The sequence below is a fragment of the Pseudoalteromonas piscicida genome (assembly GCF_002208135.1).
Classification (GTDB): Bacteria; Pseudomonadota; Gammaproteobacteria; order Enterobacterales; family Alteromonadaceae; genus Pseudoalteromonas; species Pseudoalteromonas piscicida_A.
This window is the reverse complement of record NZ_CP021646.1, coordinates 249,056-266,393: the sequence shown is the minus strand read 5'-3', so window position 1 is coordinate 266,393 and position 17,338 is coordinate 249,056. Positions and strand designations below refer to the sequence as shown.

The 17,338-nt window shown below is 44.6% G+C and carries 18 protein-coding genes; 7 read left to right on the top strand and 11 right to left on the bottom strand.

Annotated features, from left to right (window positions below; translation table 11 throughout):
* The first annotated feature begins 114 nt into the window (after positions 1-114).
* Entirely contained in the window at positions 115-1,137 is a 1,023-nt protein-coding gene (locus tag B1L02_RS01245) for a phospholipase A (RefSeq protein WP_088529620.1), read from the top strand.
* A gap of 73 nt (positions 1,138-1,210) precedes the next feature.
* On the opposite strand, the gene B1L02_RS01240 is transcribed toward B1L02_RS01245, so the two are convergent.
* The gene (locus B1L02_RS01240; RefSeq protein ID WP_088529619.1) at positions 1,211-2,110 is read right to left on the bottom strand and encodes a bifunctional GNAT family N-acetyltransferase/hotdog fold thioesterase; all 900 of its coding nucleotides are present in this window, start codon (positions 2,108-2,110) and stop codon (positions 1,211-1,213) included.
* Between the two features lie 173 nt (positions 2,111-2,283).
* On the opposite strand from B1L02_RS01240, the gene B1L02_RS01235 reads away from it, so the two are divergent.
* Together B1L02_RS01235 and B1L02_RS25065 are read left to right on the top strand one after the other, a co-directional pair.
* Positions 2,284-2,973, top strand: a complete 690-nt coding sequence (locus B1L02_RS01235) for a spermidine synthase (RefSeq protein ID WP_010376350.1) — start codon at positions 2,284-2,286, stop codon at positions 2,971-2,973.
* Positions 2,974-3,084: 111 nt separating this feature from the next.
* A complete protein-coding gene (locus tag B1L02_RS25065; protein ID WP_088529618.1) occupies positions 3,085-3,285 on the top strand; it encodes a hypothetical protein in 201 nt (66 codons plus the stop codon).
* On the opposite strand, the gene dtd is transcribed toward B1L02_RS25065, so the two are convergent.
* The 3 genes from dtd to B1L02_RS01215 are packed head-to-tail and all read right to left on the bottom strand — an operon-like array spanning position 3,272 to position 5,620.
* Positions 3,272-3,712, bottom strand: a complete 441-nt coding sequence (gene dtd / locus B1L02_RS01225; RefSeq protein ID WP_088529617.1) for a D-aminoacyl-tRNA deacylase — start codon at positions 3,710-3,712, stop codon at positions 3,272-3,274. The genes B1L02_RS25065 and dtd overlap by 14 nt on opposite strands.
* A 19-nt stretch (positions 3,713-3,731) precedes the next feature.
* Positions 3,732-4,676: an alpha/beta fold hydrolase gene (locus B1L02_RS01220; protein WP_088529616.1), complete on the bottom strand. Its 945-nt coding sequence runs from the start codon at positions 4,674-4,676 to the stop codon at positions 3,732-3,734.
* Between the two features lie 41 nt (positions 4,677-4,717).
* The gene (locus tag B1L02_RS01215; protein ID WP_232003125.1) at positions 4,718-5,620 is read right to left on the bottom strand and encodes a virulence factor BrkB family protein; all 903 of its coding nucleotides are present in this window, start codon (positions 5,618-5,620) and stop codon (positions 4,718-4,720) included.
* Between the two features lie 136 nt (positions 5,621-5,756).
* Here B1L02_RS01215 and B1L02_RS01210 point away from each other — a divergent pair, with 136 nt between their 5' ends.
* Positions 5,757-6,404, top strand: coding sequence for a DUF2959 domain-containing protein (locus tag B1L02_RS01210; protein ID WP_088529615.1), 648 nt, complete (start codon positions 5,757-5,759; stop codon positions 6,402-6,404).
* 168 nt (positions 6,405-6,572) lie between these two features.
* Here the strand turns inward: B1L02_RS01210 and B1L02_RS24195 are convergent, their stop codons facing one another.
* Both B1L02_RS24195 and B1L02_RS24190 read right to left on the bottom strand, forming a co-directional pair.
* Positions 6,573-7,370: an LTA synthase family protein gene (locus tag B1L02_RS24195; protein ID WP_232003124.1), complete on the bottom strand. Its 798-nt coding sequence runs from the start codon at positions 7,368-7,370 to the stop codon at positions 6,573-6,575.
* Complete coding sequence (locus B1L02_RS24190) at positions 7,352-8,524, bottom strand: hypothetical protein (protein WP_232003123.1); 1,173 nt, start codon at positions 8,522-8,524, stop codon at positions 7,352-7,354. The genes B1L02_RS24195 and B1L02_RS24190 overlap by 19 nt, the downstream gene beginning before the upstream one ends.
* Positions 8,525-8,645: 121 nt before the next feature.
* Between B1L02_RS24190 and B1L02_RS01200 the strand changes: the two genes are divergently transcribed.
* A complete protein-coding gene (locus B1L02_RS01200; RefSeq protein ID WP_088529614.1) occupies positions 8,646-9,263 on the top strand; it encodes an RICIN domain-containing protein in 618 nt (205 codons plus the stop codon).
* An 85-nt stretch (positions 9,264-9,348) separates the two neighbouring features.
* Here B1L02_RS01200 and B1L02_RS01195 read toward each other — a convergent pair whose 3' ends face one another.
* From B1L02_RS01195 to B1L02_RS01175, 5 genes are read right to left on the bottom strand one after another with little or no spacing between them, the layout of a single operon-like run.
* A complete protein-coding gene (locus tag B1L02_RS01195) occupies positions 9,349-10,008 on the bottom strand; it encodes a 3-oxoacid CoA-transferase subunit B (RefSeq protein WP_088529613.1) in 660 nt (219 codons plus the stop codon).
* Positions 10,008-10,712: a CoA transferase subunit A gene (locus tag B1L02_RS01190; RefSeq protein WP_088529612.1), complete on the bottom strand. Its 705-nt coding sequence runs from the start codon at positions 10,710-10,712 to the stop codon at positions 10,008-10,010. The genes B1L02_RS01195 and B1L02_RS01190 overlap by 1 nt, the downstream gene beginning before the upstream one ends.
* Positions 10,713-10,720: 8 nt before the next feature.
* Positions 10,721-11,476 carry a 3-hydroxybutyrate dehydrogenase gene (locus tag B1L02_RS01185; protein WP_088529611.1) on the bottom strand — a complete coding sequence of 252 codons (756 nt, stop codon included), beginning with the start codon at positions 11,474-11,476 and terminating at the stop codon, positions 10,721-10,723.
* A 13-nt stretch (positions 11,477-11,489) separates the two neighbouring features.
* A complete protein-coding gene (locus B1L02_RS01180) occupies positions 11,490-12,668 on the bottom strand; it encodes an E22 family MetX-like putative esterase (RefSeq protein ID WP_088529610.1) in 1,179 nt (392 codons plus the stop codon).
* 15 nt (positions 12,669-12,683) lie between these two features.
* On the bottom strand, positions 12,684-13,988 hold the full coding sequence (locus B1L02_RS01175; RefSeq protein ID WP_088529609.1) for a GntP family permease: 1,305 nt from the start codon (positions 13,986-13,988) through the stop codon (positions 12,684-12,686).
* Between the two features lie 248 nt (positions 13,989-14,236).
* Between B1L02_RS01175 and B1L02_RS01170 the strand changes: the two genes are divergently transcribed.
* Positions 14,237-16,525, top strand: coding sequence for a TonB-dependent receptor (locus tag B1L02_RS01170; RefSeq protein WP_088529608.1), 2,289 nt, complete (start codon positions 14,237-14,239; stop codon positions 16,523-16,525).
* A gap of 97 nt (positions 16,526-16,622) precedes the next feature.
* Entirely contained in the window at positions 16,623-17,288 is a 666-nt protein-coding gene (locus B1L02_RS01165; RefSeq protein WP_088529607.1) for a response regulator transcription factor, read from the top strand.
* Positions 17,289-17,338 lie beyond the last annotated feature (50 nt).

The following is a 17,338-nucleotide window of genomic DNA, read 5'->3' as shown; positions in this document are numbered from 1 at the left end:
TTCTTATTCGTATGTATTTTCCTTTCTGACATTGTTGACCTTCGAGATTCATTTCCCTTTCATTATCATTGGTTAATAATGTAACCAATTGTACTTACTCTCGGCGCATACAGGATGAAACTTACACACTTATCAATACCGGCTTTGGCCTTACTTACCTTGCCACTTTACGCTCAAGAAGCCCAACAGGAAGATGAAATCGATTTAGTCAAACAGTGCGTACTCAACGCGGTATTAACTGGAGAAAAAAACAAAACCGTAGAGCAAGTCCGTACCGAATGTGCCGAGGCTGATGCAGATAAGAACTTGAGCCAATTGGATAAACGCATGGCGCGCGAGCGCGTAACAGAAAAAAACCGTAACGTATTGACACCGCATAAGCGCAATTATATTTTGCCGGTGTCCTACATGACCAACGTCAACAGCAGACCATTCGACGGTCTAAAAGCCATTGACGATGAAGACGGCGAGCCAATCGACAATTTTGAAGCCAAATACCAAATCTCGTTAAAAGCGCCTATTTATAAAAACTTTTCGGATAAAGATCAGGCAATATATTTTGCTTTTACGCTGCAATCGTATTGGCAGCTGTATAACAAAGATGTGTCTTCACCATTTCGTGAAACCAACTATGAACCTGAAATCTTTTGGATTAACTTTTTAGATGATGAAAATGTTTTGTGGGGCGATGAGATGGCTTTTGTACTTGGGGTTTCCCACCAATCTAATGGTCGCAGTCAGCCAAACTCCCGTTCTTGGAATCGTGTCTACGCGAATTTTATCTGGGAAACCCAAGGCTTTGTATTCAACTTTAAGCCTTGGTATCGCTTACCTGAGAATGACAAAGACGATGCATTAGATCCACGCGGTGACGACAATCCAAATATTGACGAGTACTTAGGTCACTTCGAGTTTAGTGGCGTATATCGTCACGAAGAGCATGAATTTGGCTTTATGTGGCGCAATAATTTAAGCAGCGATAATCGCGGTGCAATTCAGCTAGATTGGTCATTTCCGATTTGGGGAAGGCTACGCGGCTATGCTCAATACTTTAATGGTTACGGCGAAAGCTTAATAGACTACAACACGCATACCCAAAGACTCGGTATTGGTGTGCTGCTCACTGATATTCTTTAAGCTCAATCGCATACAAAAAAAGCTCTGAACACTCAGAGCTTTTTCGTTCGGGAAGCTGAGAATAATGCTCTGCTTATTGCGGTTTAAGCACCACAAACTGCCCTTCAAATTTAGCGACTAGCATGTCACCATCGTAGACATTCACTGGCACCAGATATTTTGCTTTGCCAGCCGTCTCGAGCGCTTGTAATTCACCTTCGCAGTCCGCAATGGTAACCGTTGCAGCAGGTGCTGTAGTCAGCGGCTTTAGATATTTGATATTGGCGTCAGCCAGCACAATATCTCCCTCTAACCCAAGCTCCTTAAGTGCTAAATACGTTGCACCCCACCCCGTTAGCGTCGCCATGCTATATATAGAGCCTGCAAACATCGAGTTGTGTAAATTGAGGTTTGCTTTTAAATCAGCCTTAGTGGAAAACTGCCAGTCGGTATAGCTTTCGACTTTAATCCCCATCGCATCACTGATTGGAATAGACTCGCGCCAAGTATTTTGTAATACATGAGTCCAATCTGGTTGCCTAAACCAGCCAGGCTCCGTAGGACGCTGTTTTACCATTTTCCAGTGCTGCACATCGCCATAGGCTAAGTGTGCCTTTTCAACCACTTCATAGCCATGACGCTCATAAAATGACAACGCGCGCTCACGAGCATACAAGACCAGCTCTTCCGCTTTTTGCGTCCAGGCAATAATTTCAAGCTCATGTAGCAAACGGCTACCTAAATGATGACCTCGATGCCCTTCAGCGACGGCCATGTAGCGCACTTGCGCTTGCTTATGATTGTTAAAATGGAGCCTAGCTACGCCTAGCACTTCACCATCATTATTTTTAATGTAGCGATGTTCAGCTTCTTGTTCTAAATCATCCTGTTCGCTGCCACGAGGTTGATCCCATGGCGCTCTTAACACCTGCCAGCGTAACTGGTAATAGGCTTGCCAATCTTCGCTGCTTTGTGGTGAAGTTACCTCAAACATCACTGACTCCTGTTTTGTTATTAGCCTGTTAAACGACTTTGAATCTAGTACGGATACACCCTACAAGATAAGCTCAGTGTAGGGAATAAAATGCGCCAAAACATTTATCCTTTAGTGTAAAAACTGATGGACAAGCTGGCATTCACAAAATCCTCGTCTATGCTGATGTTATCATGGGAGAATTTATTACGCATTCAGGCACTATCAGCAACGATTTTGTGGACCGGAGCCACCAGCTAGGACACTTGCTATATTGGCATAAACAAGGCAGAAATAGCATCCAAGTGCGCCAAGAGAAATCGTTAAGATGGCTTCTGATAAACAACACATTACAATCCGTTGTGGAGTTAAACCACCCGGAGCACTTGTTATTTCCTCATTTAAAAACATTCGCGAGTCGCTGGCAGCAAGTCGCACCACCAACAAGCGTATTGGAGCTGGGTCTTGGCGCCGGTGCTATCCGCGATTACCTCAATGCCACTTATCCAAATTGTCACATTACCACCATAGATAACAACCCAGATGTGATCCATTGTTACAAACGCTATTTTGGTGGCGACCCTTTATGCGATGTTAATTGTGTTGATGTATTTAAGGCGCTGCAACAAGGTAAACGCTACGATTGGATTGTGCTCGATTTATTTAGTGAACTCGAGCCTCCCATATTCTTGTTTCAACACCAATTTTATCGCCTGCTCAGAGCCGCTATTAATGATGGAGGCCGACTGTATATCAACTTTTTAACTGAGCATGAATCGCAACTCAAGCAACTTCAGCACTTATTAATTACCAACTTTGGCAAAAAGCCTTTTATCGAAAAAGTGCCGGATTACGCCAACATGATTATCGAGGTTAAACGCTAGGGCCTGTTGATCTTTCAAGTTTGTTTTTGCAGCAGTTTGATTGGTATTTATACAAGGCAGAGCCAGCGTAGCATAGTCATTCTATGTAAGTCTGGCGATAACACAGTAGAAATGCTAATCAAGCGCTGCCCTTTGGGTTCATCTGAGTGCGCTTTGTTCATTGTTGCTCAACTTTTGCCTAGATTACTAGGCGGCAAGTCGAGCGTCGCGACCAAAACACACTCAGAAGAACAAAAATCAAACAGCAAAGGTCAACTGGCCCTAGCATTTGTTGACCCTAGCCTTTTACATCAAATCACTATTCAACACTAAAGTTAAAAGTCACAGGGCCGTCGTTCAGTAACCTCACCTTCATATCCGCAGCAAATTGCCCCGTCGCGACTTTCAACCCTGCAGCCTTAGCTTGAGCCACAAAATATTCGTAGAGTGTATTCGCTTGCTCTGGTGTTCCTGCACCCGAGAAACTTGGCCTCATGCCTTTTTTAGTATCTGCCGCTAAGGTGAATTGCGATACAACCAATAATTCACCTTCTATGTCTTTTAAACTTAAATTCATTTTCCCGTTGTCGTCGGTAAAAATACGGTAGTTACTCACCTTGTGCAGTAACTTATCCGCAGTTTGTTCTGTATCCGGCTTTTCAACGCCCAATAGTAGTAATATCCCCTGTTTGATCTGGCCTACAATCTCACCTTCTACTTCTACCTTTGCCTCACTGACTCTTTGAATTAGTCCTTGCACTACCTACCTCTTGTGACTTCTAATGATGCTGAATTTTACACTGTAATAGATCAGCCGCTCGTCTTATTGCTTCTGCGTAAACGGGGTTAGCGCTGCAATGTCCAACCCCATTCAATATCAGTAACTGTGCCTTAATGACTTGCGCTAACTGATGAACTGGCGCGTATCGGCACATTAAATCATGCCGACTGTGAATAAACCAGATAGGTAAGTGCTCAAGCTGCTGTGCATCTATTATGATTTGCTCTGTTTTGATAAAACAGTGATGACTAAAAAAATGCACCATCTGCTGTGCTTTACTGAGCTGTTTGTCTGCTTTGCAGAGCCTAATACCTTGCGTATCGCAACCCGTTGTGATCAAGTTATCCCACTCACACCAGCGCTGCGCCGCTTTTCTTTTCAGTAATTCATCCTCGCCAAAGAGTGCAGTATGATATTGGTCTAGCAAGGATTCTATGGTTTGTGCACCTTGCGCGAAGGCAAGATACTGCTCTGGATAAATTTGCGCAGGCGCGCCTTGATTACCATAAAGCCAATGTAGATCAGTCTCAGTGCCCAAAAAACTCGACCACAACACCATCCCCAAGACATCTTCACGATGTTGCTCAGCATAAAGAAGAGCCAGCATGGCACCGAAAGATTCCCCGGCGAGTACAACCTTTTGCAGCCCTAAATGCGCACGAATGGTGTGAATGTCTTTCAGCAGGTTCGCGGTATTTATATTGCTAAAATCAGCAGGCGTTGAGTTACCACAGCCTCGCTGACTAAACAGGATAATGCGGTATTTTTGTGGATTGAAGTAACCTAATACATTGCGAGAGTGGCCCTGCCCTGGGCCTCCATGCAACATGATAAGTGGCGTACCATCACTGTTGCCATATTCCTCTATGCCCAATTGATGCCCTTCGCCGACCGCAAGATGGAAGCGACGCAGTGCGTCGCCATGGTGATACAATAAGCTCATAATTCCCCCTAGGGGCTTAAGCTAACCATTATCGGTAAAAGCTAAAGTCCCTGCGCGTCTGGTGGGTCAAATTCCGAGTTTGTATCTAGTCCTGCGGCTTCCATATCTTGGGTTAAGCACACAGTAAACTCCGCACCTAACAACACCACTATCCAAGATAAATATACCCAAACAAAAAGAATAGGTACTGTCGCGAGTGCCCCATAGATAACTTCGTATGAGGGAAAATGGCTGATGTATAATGCAAAGCCTTTTTTCGTTAGCTCAAATAACAAAGCTGCAAACAAAGCACCTGGAACCGCTGCTCGAAATGACACACTGGTATTTGGTACTAAAGTATAGAGCATGATGAAGCCAACCATAGAAATTAAATAGGGCAACATCTTAATTAGTGCACCACTAAACCCTGGGATCCCTTGATCGGCAAATGTCACTAAAGAAACAATATAGGATGTCATACCAATACTTGCTCCCAATAGCACTGGACCAAGTGTCAGCACCATCCAGTAAATCGCAAACGAAATCATCAACGGGCGTTTTTGCTTTACTCGCCATATACGGTTGAGTGTGGTGTCAACATTACGAATAAGCAGCAAAGCCACGACGGCCAAAAAGCTCACCCCCACCGCTGTCATCTTATTCGCATTGCCAGTAAACGCACTGATATGCTCTTTAATGGTGTCCGTCGATGTCGGCACAAAGTTATTGAACACAAAGTTTTCAATTGCAAAACGTGTATCTTCAAACCCAGGAAACGCCGAAAAAATTGCCACGCCCACGGCAACCAAGGGGACTAACGACAACAGCGTGACATACGCTAAATAGCCCGCATTGACTGTGATCTGGTCTTCAACACAACGCTTACTATAGCGGCGCCACCAGCTAGGCTGAGAATGTAAGAATCGCAGTGCGACGATCTTCATTTCGGTTATTCTTTGCATCATAATCAAGTTAATATTCATGGATCACTTTACACATCATAACAATCCCCGCCATAATTTATAGCGCTAAGTAGTAATATATAACGACGGTCACATGGCCACTTACTGATTATTGACCTTCTAGAGCCCGGGAGTGCAAATGAAGAAACTCACCTTAAGCGCAGTGTTACTTTTACTCGTTACAGGCTGCCAAAGTGCCTATTACGCCACCATGGAAAAGTTTGGTGTGCATAAACGCGAGATATTGGTTGATCGTGTCGAAGAAACAAAGGAGTCCCAAGAGGAATCACAAAAAGAGTTTCAATCGGCATTGGAAAGACTCACCACGTTAATTAATTTTAATGGTGGCGAATTACAAGAAGCCTATAACCTGCTTAACGATGACTACCAATCATCCCTTGCTGCTGCAGCTGAAGTAAGTAGCAATATAGACAAAGTGGAAGACGTGGCCAATGCGCTATTTGACGAGTGGCAAGATGAACTTGAGCAATATTCGAGTGCAAACCTAAAACGCGAGAGTGCTAAGCAATTAAGTCAAACACAGCGCCAATTTGAACGCTTACTTCGCTCAATGCGCAGCAGTGAAGCCAAAATGCAGCCCGTGCTCGACTCACTACAAGATAATGTGCTGTACCTTAAGCACAACCTAAATGCACAAGCGGTAAGCGCTATTAAAAGTGAGTTTACGGGGTTAAAGCGTGATATTAGCGCCCTAATCGCAGATATGAATCGCTCTATTGAAGATTCGAACAAGTTTATTGCTGAGATGAATGCACGTAGCGCTTGAGTATCTTAGTCATTAACAGTTGATAAATAAGACTACATAGTATCATTCAAAAAGCATACCTCACTGCTATAGTGATTTGCACTTATACGAATACGATTAAAGGCCATACTAATCAAAAGATTAGTATGGCCTTCGGATTTAACAGTCTATATTGACCCGTGTCGTAGTCTAATGAGGAGCAGGACTCCCCATTAGTAATTGCCATGCAGCAGCCATATAAGTTTGATATTCAAGGGTTGGTGCTGGCTTCTCAACACTTTTATCACCCAGTTTGGGGTTAACCTGATAGCTATAAAACTGCTCACCATCACCTTGTTTCCAAACCCGCTCCGTATCTCGAATTGTTTTATAACCAAAAACACTCTCTGGTGTTTCAGAACCAACAAGTGAATGGCCAAAACTAGCAAATGATGTGTTGGGCCTTGCTATCAAGTCCATAATTGTAGCTGTGATATCCATATGTGAAGCAATTGTTCGGTTACTCAATTTAGGTGAAACCCCTTGCCCCAGTAAAAGGATTGGGACATGGGTGAGTTCGTACAAGTTAGGCTTAGCATGAAAATAGCGGCGGCTGTAGTGATCTCCCGTAATGATAAATAGCGCATCAGGGTATTTGCGTTGCATATTATCCACAAACTGCCCCATCATTTGATCTGAATACCATAAGTGTCCAAGAGTGTTAGCAGATAACACTTCATCACCCATCCGCTGAAACTTAGCGGGGTAGTCACCATTTTTCCAAGGGTAATCGCTAGCTGACAAATCTAAATTAAATGGGCCATGATAGCTAGTCGTCATAATCAAATTAAAGCTATTTTCTGGCACTGACTGGCTAACGAGATCAAATAACTGCCCATCATCAACCCCCCATACACCGGCACTGCCCTTACCTCCTGCATTTGCCGCCGAATAAATATGATCGACGCCATGCCTATCCATAAAATCACCTACTGTTTGCCAAGACAATAAGCCGCCATAAAAAAATTGTGATGTATAGCCTTGCCCTCCATCAAATGGATTAGCGAGTAAGTATGAGCCTTACTCGTGAGACGGCTCATGTTAATACCACTAAATGGAATCCCCGTAACTAGACTGGATAATGAGTTCATTGTGCTTGATGCAGCAGGCAATGCTTGTTCAACGTAAATACCCTTTGCTTTTAATCGATGAAAATTTTCTGTTAGCGCTAAATCCCTATATTTATTCTGCAGAGGCCAAGAGTCAAAGCTTTCCATTACAATGTAAAAAATGCGTGAAGGCTTTTGAATTAAGGGACCCACACTTCGAGTCTCGTTATTATGCAGCGCATCATCAACCTCATGCTTATCGGCTAAATAAGGGTTAGTACTTGACGTAGTGAGCTGATTTAATTCACCGTAGTCTTGTATCGCGTAGAAGAAACTGCGAAATGGGTTAATAACTAAGTTGTTTACAAATGGATCAGTGGTGACAGCTGACCACTTTCTCGATGCGGGACGGGAGTCAAATGAACCTCTAGCGGCGCAAACGAACATAACGAACACCAATATCGAAATAACTGCTTGTTTGATTCTACTCTTCGGACAAATATTTATTAGTAAGCGATAACTTCTCTTATCCACAAAACGAGTCCATACGACCACGCAAGACAGCAGTATACCTATGCTCAACAAACTACCCCAAGGTTTATACTGCTGAATCGCGGTGCTCAGTATGGCCTGCTGATCATCATATAACCCTTCCAGCATAAAGTAATTATATTGAGTTCCATACTCACTGATATAAGTTATCCCGCAGATTCCTAATAATACAAAAACACTCAGATAGATTAGCCCTATCGTATTGCGTGCTCGTCTAACCCAATTATCTAATCGCAAAGGCTGTAGGAAACAATTCAGCAAAAAAGGAATAGCGAGACAAACTCCAGCAGCAGAGGAGTCAAATTTAAAACCGGTGGCTAAGGCATCAAGCAGTTGGCCAATCGTAAGATCATACGATACTTTTTCTTTAAAGTTAAAGAGATAGAAAACTCTAAATGACATAAGTAAGAATACACCACTGACCCATAACAAGAAAATAACCCAACTTTCCCTTATGAACTTTATCCAGCGGCTTGAAGATAAACTATTGTTGAGCAACAAAGCAGATAATCCTTCATTATAAAAAATAACAACCCATCAATAATGATAATATAAAATTGATAATTATTTAAATTAATGTTAACTTCCCTAATAGTAACACAAACAAAATAAGGAAATAACTATGAAATACACTTTAGTGCTAGCAGGAGCAGCTCTAGCAGTTTCAACGATGACTCAAGCAGCTTCAGGTATAATGTTTATCAATAAACAAAAATACGCTGAAGAAACCAATTTTATTTGTATGGATGGAAAAAGTGAAGTAGATAAAGCATGGAAAGGACAGACTGTGCAGACTTATTACTGCGACTTTGGCCGTGACCAGTATTTTTCATTTTACAAAGACAACCAAAAAATTTCTTTTGATAGTTCTGTTTTCAATTCACCATTTGCTACCCATGGAAAAATAAAGCTTCAATATATGGGCAAGTTGGCACGTTATATTGAAGACAAATATTACGGTGACCCTTGGTTTGAGATTCGCCCAGTGTATGACGAGCACCTGTGTTTAGATGCAAGCCGTTACGATGGTGCATCCAAAAGAAATGTTCAATTTTGGCACTGTGAAGGAATGGCCGACCAAATGTGGAGATTTGATGGCGCAGGTCGCATCATCAACAAAATGCAAAATAAATGTCTAGATCCAACAGGCCATAGTGGGTCTAAAGGAAGAAATATCCAACTTTACGATTGTGACGGCGGACTAGACCAAGAGTGGTACTATACTCCATGGAGTAGATAGGAGTCGGTTAGGCACCACTTTCAATGAAAGAGCATGAGTCACCTCAGCTCTTTCTTCAACTAAAAACGTAACCTTTGATTTTAAGCTAGCTAAATACCATCTCTGGTACGTCATCTGGGCAAATCAATATGCCTGCGGTTTTTGCTTGAATTTCCAAGACGCTAACACCCGGTGCTCGCTCAAGTAAATGAAACGCACCATTTTTGACTTCAAGCAGCGCAAGATCGGTTACTATCTTATTGATACAGTTTACGCCCGTAAGAGGTAAACAACACTGCTGCAGAAGCTTGGACTCGCCTTGTTTATTCGCATGCGTCATAGTGCAAATTATATTTTTAGCCCCAGCGACAAGGTCCATCGCGCCACCCATGCCCTTGATAAGCTTACCTGGGATCATCCAGCTGGCAAGATTGCCGTGCTGATCTACTTCAAAAGCGCCGAGCACCGTGAGGTCCACATGACCGCCGCGGATCATTGCAAAGCTTTCTGCCGAACTAAAAATGGCAGCTCCCGTACGGGCCGTAACGGTTTCCTTACCCGCATTGATCATATCCGCATCCACTTCCTGCTCGGTCGGATAAGCGCCCATGCCTAATAAGCCGTTTTCCGATTGCAGCATAACATCCATGCCCTGTGGTACATAGTTGGCCACCAGCGTGGGGATCCCAATGCCAAGGTTGACATAAAACCCGTCTCTTAATTCCTGTGCCACTCGCATGGCCATTTGCTCTCTGGTTAATGCCATTATGCTTGCTCCTTCACAGTACGTTTTTCGATGCGTTTTTCGAACTGTCCTAGAATCACTCTGTCGATATAAATTCCGGGAGTATGAATTTGGCTCGGTTCGATTTCGCCGGGCTCTACTATTTCTTCCACCTCAACGACGGTAATTTTTCCGGCCGTTGCGGCCATTGGATTAAAGTTCATGGCGGTATGGCGATAAACACAGTTGCCAAAACGGTCTGCTTTCCACGCTTTTATGATGGCAAAATCTCCCGTAATACTTGGTTCTAAAATGTATTCTCTGTCACCAAACGTTTTTACCTCTTTGCCCTCAGCGACTGGTGTACCAACGCCTGTTGCGGTATAAAAAGCGGGGATCCCGGCTCCACCTGCGCGCATTTTTTCTGCAAGCGTCCCTTGCGGGGTTAATTCAACTTCCAATGCCCCACTCAATAACTGCTGCTCAAACAATGCGTTTTCTCCCACATAGGAAGCCACCATTTTGCGGATCTGCTTGTCCTCAAGCAAAATCCCTAAACCAAACCCGTCTACTCCGCAGTTATTAGAAACCACAGTTAAATCCTTTGTGCCCATGCGGCGTACTTGGCTTATCAAACCTTCTGGGATCCCGCACAAACCAAAGCCCCCCGCAATCACGGTCATGCCATCACACAGTCCTGCCATTGCTTCTTCGTAGCTTACGACTACCTTATCAAATCCAGCCATCATTCCTCCTATTGCACTGTCCAGCCGCCGTCCAGCACAATGGCTTGGCCAGTAATGTTGCGTGACTCATTTGCGAGTAAAAAATTGACAGCATGGGCAATCTCATCCAACCCTATAAAGGCCTTTTTCGGCATTGGCGCCAACATAATATTGTTTATCACTTCATCCTCGCTGATCCCATGCTGTTTCGCTTGCGCGGTAATTTGCTGTTCTACCAATGGGGTTTTTACATAAGCTGGGCAAATGGTGTTCACGGTGATATCGCAGTCCGCGGTTTCCAGCGCCAATACTTTGCCAAATCCCATCAACCCATGTTTTGCAGCGACATAAGCAGACTTATATTTAGAAGCGACTAGAGCATGGATAGAACCAATATTAACGATACGGCCAAAGCCGCCTTTGCGCATATGCGGTAATACCGCCTTACACAACATGGCTGGACCTGTTAGCATCACGTCCTGCAGCAATTGCCACTTATCTTCTGGATAATGCTCTAGTGCTTCAACATGTTGCACGCCTGCGTTATTGATAAGCACATCAATGTTATCGTGCTGACGGATAAAGTCAGCGATGTCTTGCTTATTGGCAATATTGAGCGCAAACGCTTGTGCATTTCCTCCTTCACTGACGATAGACTCAGCCACCGTCTGTACTTGCGCTAAGTTCAAATCTACGAGCACTAAGCTATATCCTTGCTTGCTAAGGGCCGTCGCAATATAACGACCTATGCCGCTTGCAGCTCCTGTGATCAATGCCTTTCTCATCGTCGCTCCTTAGTTATTTTGCTAAGAACTGACGGATGGTGTCAGCCTTTGATTGAATTGAAAAAATACCGTCTAAGTGCCCCCAAACGCCTTCTATCTCTGTAATTTGCACGTCTTTTTTCTTGGCTTTAAGGGTTTCTGCTAACTTACGAATGGGTTCAGGCCTTAATAACAAGTCATTGCTTGCTGGCATCAATAAAACCTTTGCTGTGATTTTATCGATAGCGCTATCAAAATTACCTTGCATGCCTGCGGTATATAGTTGCGAGGCGCGAACTAAATACAAGATAGAATTCGCATCTTGCGTTTCGGCCCTCGCTCGTGCGCGCGCGGCTAGCGTTTGGCTGAGTTTAGGGAGCTGACGAATATCTTGTTTTGCTTTGGGATCAAGCACAATAAAGTCTGGAAAACTGGCGTTGTAAATAGCGGGGTGCATCGCATCTTGAGTAATATTAAGCATCGTGGCAGTCAGTCCAGCAAGCGGCCTTTCCCCGTCGTAGTAGTCCCCGCCCTGCCAATTTGGATCAAGTCGAATTGGTAAAGCCCATTTCTCTAACGCCGCAACGGTCCAAGCATCCATTTTTGCCGCGCCAATCACATGAATTAAACGTGACACTTTTTCGGGGTAGCGCACCGACCATTCTAACGCTTGGAAAGATCCCATAGATGCGCCCATCACCGCATGAAGCTTGTCAATACCTAGGCTATCCAATAGTTGCTTTTGTACTTCAACAAAATCACCGATGGTCACTACCGGAAAATCCAAGCCGTAAGGTTTGCCCGTCTTCGGATTAATGGAAGCAGGGCCCGTCGTGATCACATCTTTACTATGCCAGTTTGCATTGACCAAAGTATCCGCGCTTATCACAAAGTACTTGTTAGTATCTATCGCTTTACCCGGGCCGATAATGGCATCCCAGTAACCTGCCAATACGTCAGACTCTCGATACTTACCCGCGGCGTGAGATGTGCCTGAAAAGAAATGCGTGATCAAAATTGCATTGCTTTTGTCGGCATTTAATTTGCCATAGCTTTCCCAGCCGACCTTAACATCAGGAATGCTGGCTCCAGACTCTGTAGTAAAATGCGCGAGTGTAAATGCCCGCTTTTCAACCAGCATAGGTTTGCTCGTCTCACTGCCATAGACAATATGGCTGGCAACGAACAAGAGTAACAGGAAAATCCGCTTCATTGCTGTATCACTCCGTTAAAATAAGATGAATAGGGTTAATGCGAGGGCAACGCCCACCAGCGGTACGACTGCAGTCAACGCAGCCATGGACCAATATGCTCGTTGATGTGTTTCTTTACAGATGGCGCGAATGGTTGTGACCACATAACCATTATGCGGTAAGGTATCCAAAGCGCCTGAGCTAATAGCGACAACACGATGTAATTGTTCTGGATTAACACCTGCATCAATGTAGTGCGGCGCCACTAAAGGTAACGCAATGGCTTGTCCACCAGATGCCGAACCGGTTAAACCGGCTATCACACTTACCGCCACAGCGGCGCCAAGTAGCTCATTACCCGGCATCTGTGTCATCATCTCGACCGCTAATTGAAATGCCTCGGTGTTTTTTGCTACCGCACCAAAACCCACTACGGCACTGGTATTACCGATAGCAACTAACGCCCCAGTTGTGCCTAAGTTAATCGCGGCCCCCATGTTGTGAAAATGCTTAAAGTTAATCGCAACAATACTGAGTACACCGCCTAGCAACGCTACAATGAGTGCACTTTGCTGCAGCACATCATGAAGTGTAAAAGATAAAATCAACACCACGATTAAAGGCAGTACACCAGTGATTGGATGAGGATAGTTACGTTCATGCATTTCAGGGTCGTCTTTTTTCGCCTCAAAGTGCTCACCATTTGCCACCGCTTTGGCTATCATCTTTTTCAACCACCAATAACCTGTAATGGCCATAAATGTGGCGACCACTAGACTGACTTCCCAAGCCGCATAAGGTGAGGTACCCAAATATTTTATTGGGATCCAGTTTTGAATTTCAGGGGAGCCTGCCGAAGTCATGGTAAAGGTGACTGAGCCGAAAGCCAGAGTTGCGGGAATAAAGCGTCTTGGTAAATTGGCATCTTTAAACAAGCTGAGCGCCATAGGATAGACAGAGAAAGCCACAATAAAAACACTCACACCACCATACGTTAACACAGCACAGGCAATCACCACCGCTAATACCGCATGTTTCATACCTAACTTGTCGACAATATAGCGTGCCACGCTGTCGGCAGCACCGCTGTCTTCCATGAACTTACCGAACAAAGAGCCAAGCAAGAACATGAAAAACCAAGCACTCAAAAAGCCAGCAAAGCCATCCATATAGAGTGTCAGAAAGCTGCTTTCTACAGCTTCTGTGGGAAATAGCGCAACGCCACTCGTTAATGCGACCAATAAAGCGCACAGTGGAGCTGCGATAAACAAGTTTACGCCACGGAGAGTTAGCCAAATAAGCAGGCCAAGTCCTCCTGCCAGTCCAAGCATACTGAGCATAAGGGCTTCCTTTTATTGTTATTAATGCCCGTTGTAATTTGATGTGTTGGGCATACTGTTGATGAATATCAGTGTGGCGTGCAGGCGCAATAAAAACCATAGTACTAAGGTTATAGAAGCCCTACACCCCTTGTTAATCCTAGCGTATCAAGGCATTAGTACTAAGGTACTAATAGAAAAACTTTACAACTCCCCTATGCTTTGGTGTGACAACAAGCACCCAAAATGACAATAATAGGGATCACAGGATGAACATTTACCAACCTAGATATTCAGCTATCGCGTTGGCTATTACACTCGCAACTCAAGTCAGCCCAGCGGCAGCAGAAGCAGAACAAGCAACACAATCAGAAGGTAAGCTAGAACGCATTGAAGTCACGGCGCGTAAGACGGTAGAAAACCTTCAAACCGTTCCAGTTGCAGTGACTTCTATCGGTGAAACCGATCTACTTGAAAATGGCATTTCGGTACTCTCTGAAGTCCAGCAGTTTTCACCCAATACCACGCTTCAAGCTAGCCGTGGTACTAACTCAACCCTCACTGCCTTTATTCGCGGTGTCGGGCAGCAAGACCCACTGTGGGGTTATGAGCCTGGTGTCGGCATTTACGTCGATGACATTTATTTGGCAAGGCCGCAAGGTGCTGTACTAGACCTCCTTGATGTACAACAGATTGAAGTATTACGAGGACCGCAAGGCACTTTATATGGCAAAAACACCATTGGTGGTGCAATAAAATACGTTACTAAGGAAATGTCTGGCGATGCGACATTTAACGTGGAGGGGACGATTGGTAGTTATAATCAACGCGATCTTAAGATCACAGGTCAATTGCCGCTCGTGGAGGACACGCTCTACCTCGGTTATGGCTTTGCCACTTTGAATCGAGATGGCTTTGGCGAGTTCAAGGTTTCAACGCTACCTGGCCAAGACAAGGAAAACTACAATAAAGAAATTCAAGCTGTGCGGTTAACCTTGGAATATCGTCCAAGCGATGATTTGTTCTTCCGTTTAGCATGGGATAAAACCGACGATGACTCCAACTCTAAAGGAGGTTATCGCTTGCTGCCGAGCTTACTGACTGACGCCCCCGTGCCTGACAGCGTATTTGATTCTTACACCAGTATGCCAACCTGGAACAAAGTCGAACTTGAGGGATATAGTTTGACCGCTCGCTGGGATCTTTCTGACGCCACCACAATAAAATACATCGGCGCTAGCCGAGATAGTTATTCCCCGACCAATATCGACTTTGATAATACGCCACTGCGGATCTTTGATGTACCCGCCATTTATGATGACGAGCAAACCACGCATGAGATACAGCTAAGCCATGCAGGTAATGGCTATAAATTTGTCTCAGGTCTATATTATTACGATGGCGAGTCATGCGGCCAATTCCAAGCAATTTTGGAAGTGTTAGGACAAAGCTTAGGTGCCCCCGGTCTTACGCGAGAAGTTAGTGGCTGTAACAACTCAAATAGTAAAGCCGCCTATATTCAAGGTACCATTGATTTAGCAGAGCAGTGGTCGCTCACACTGGGCGCTCGTTACACGAAAGACAGCAAAGAGGCACAAGTCAGCAATGGTTTGGTCTTTGATGTCGTGTATCCCGAATCAAACTGGATCCCAGGCTACACGCGCCCTGCAGGTGAGCTCGTGCCGTCAGTGCTCGATGATGAAGAAGATTGGTCGCGCTTTACACCGAGAGTGGGAGTGGAATATCAATACAACCGCGATATCATGTTCTTCGCCAGCTACGCTCAAGGGTTTAAATCCGGCACCTTCAACCCCAGAGCCAGCACCGCAGAGCCTGCTGCAGATCCTGAAATCGTAGATTCTTTCGAAATTGGTATGAAAAGTGAGTGGAACGATAATCTAAGAGCTAATATCACACTATTCACTTTAGATCACAAAGACCGCCAGTATATTTCCGTACTACCCGGCGCAACCTCTGCCGATCTTAACCAGCGACTTGGCAACATTGGTAAATCTACAGCAAATGGTATCGAAGCCGAACTGAGCTATGTCGCTACCGAAGCGCTGAGCTTTGACGCCGCGATAGGATATATAGACAGCGACTTCGAAGAGGTACTCGATACTAACCCAGACACGGGGGCGACATTTGATAAATCAGACCGCTTTAGTATTTCTAACACCCCTGATTTAACTTTTAACCTTGGGGCGACATACAAACTCTACAGTGATATTGGCGACTGGGTGTTCAATGCTAGCTACTACCATCGTGGTGATTATGTTTTATTTGAGGAAGATAGCCTACTGACGCAGGATAGCTATGGTTTAGTCAACCTGAGTATTAATTGGTATAGCACGGATGGTAATTGGCGTGTTGGTCTTCATGGTAAAAACCTGACCGATGAAGAATATATGATAGGAGGCTATCAGTTCGTGACACCAGATCCAAGCGATCCGAGCAATGTGAGTAAATATACGCCGGGGCTTGGTGGTGATAATACCTTGATAGGCTACTTTGGCGACCCAAGAACCGTTTCACTTACCGTGGGTTATCGTTTTTAGCACCGAAAGCGAGGCTAAAAGGGAGCCTCGCTATCTCAATCACTTGATGTAGTTTTGGAAATACCCTATAACAACGGATACTAGGAGTTAGTTAAGGATGTCTCAGGTGCAAGCAATCATCGCTGATGACCACCCATTATTTCGCAGCGCACTCAAACAAGCCGCTGCACAAGCAATTGGTCATGACCCCATCAAAGAAGCCAGTACCTTAGACAGTTTATTCGAGATGCTGCTCGCGCACCCTGAGACTGAACTGGTCTTTTTGGACTTATCTATTCCTGGCGCGAAAGGTCTCGAAGGTCTTGCTAGATTAAGAAACCATTACCCAGACATATTAGTGATCATGGTTTCAGCCAACGAATCGGCAGCCATTATTAGTCAATGCATTGCCCTCGGGGCAAGCGCTTATATTCCCAAGTCTTCGTCGCTAGAGGTGATTAGTGATGCCATCAAGCTCGTTATAGAAGGAGAAACTTGGTTACCCGAAATCGTGGATATCGCGCCTGAAAATGACAGCGAACAAGCACAATTTGCACGTAATTTAGAAAAACTAACTCCCCAGCAATATCGAGTATTAACCATGATTGCCGACGGCCTACTGAATAAACAGATTGCGTATGCAATGTCGATTCAAGAGACCACCATCAAACAGCATGTTTCAGCTATTTTAAAAAAGCTCAATGTATATAACCGCACCCAAGCTGGGATCCTATTTAATCAGCTGGCTACGGATATACATCTCGACGATGAAGCGAATGCTTAAATAACCTGAGCTGCGGATAATTAATGCCTTTCTAGCAGCCAGTTTTAGCG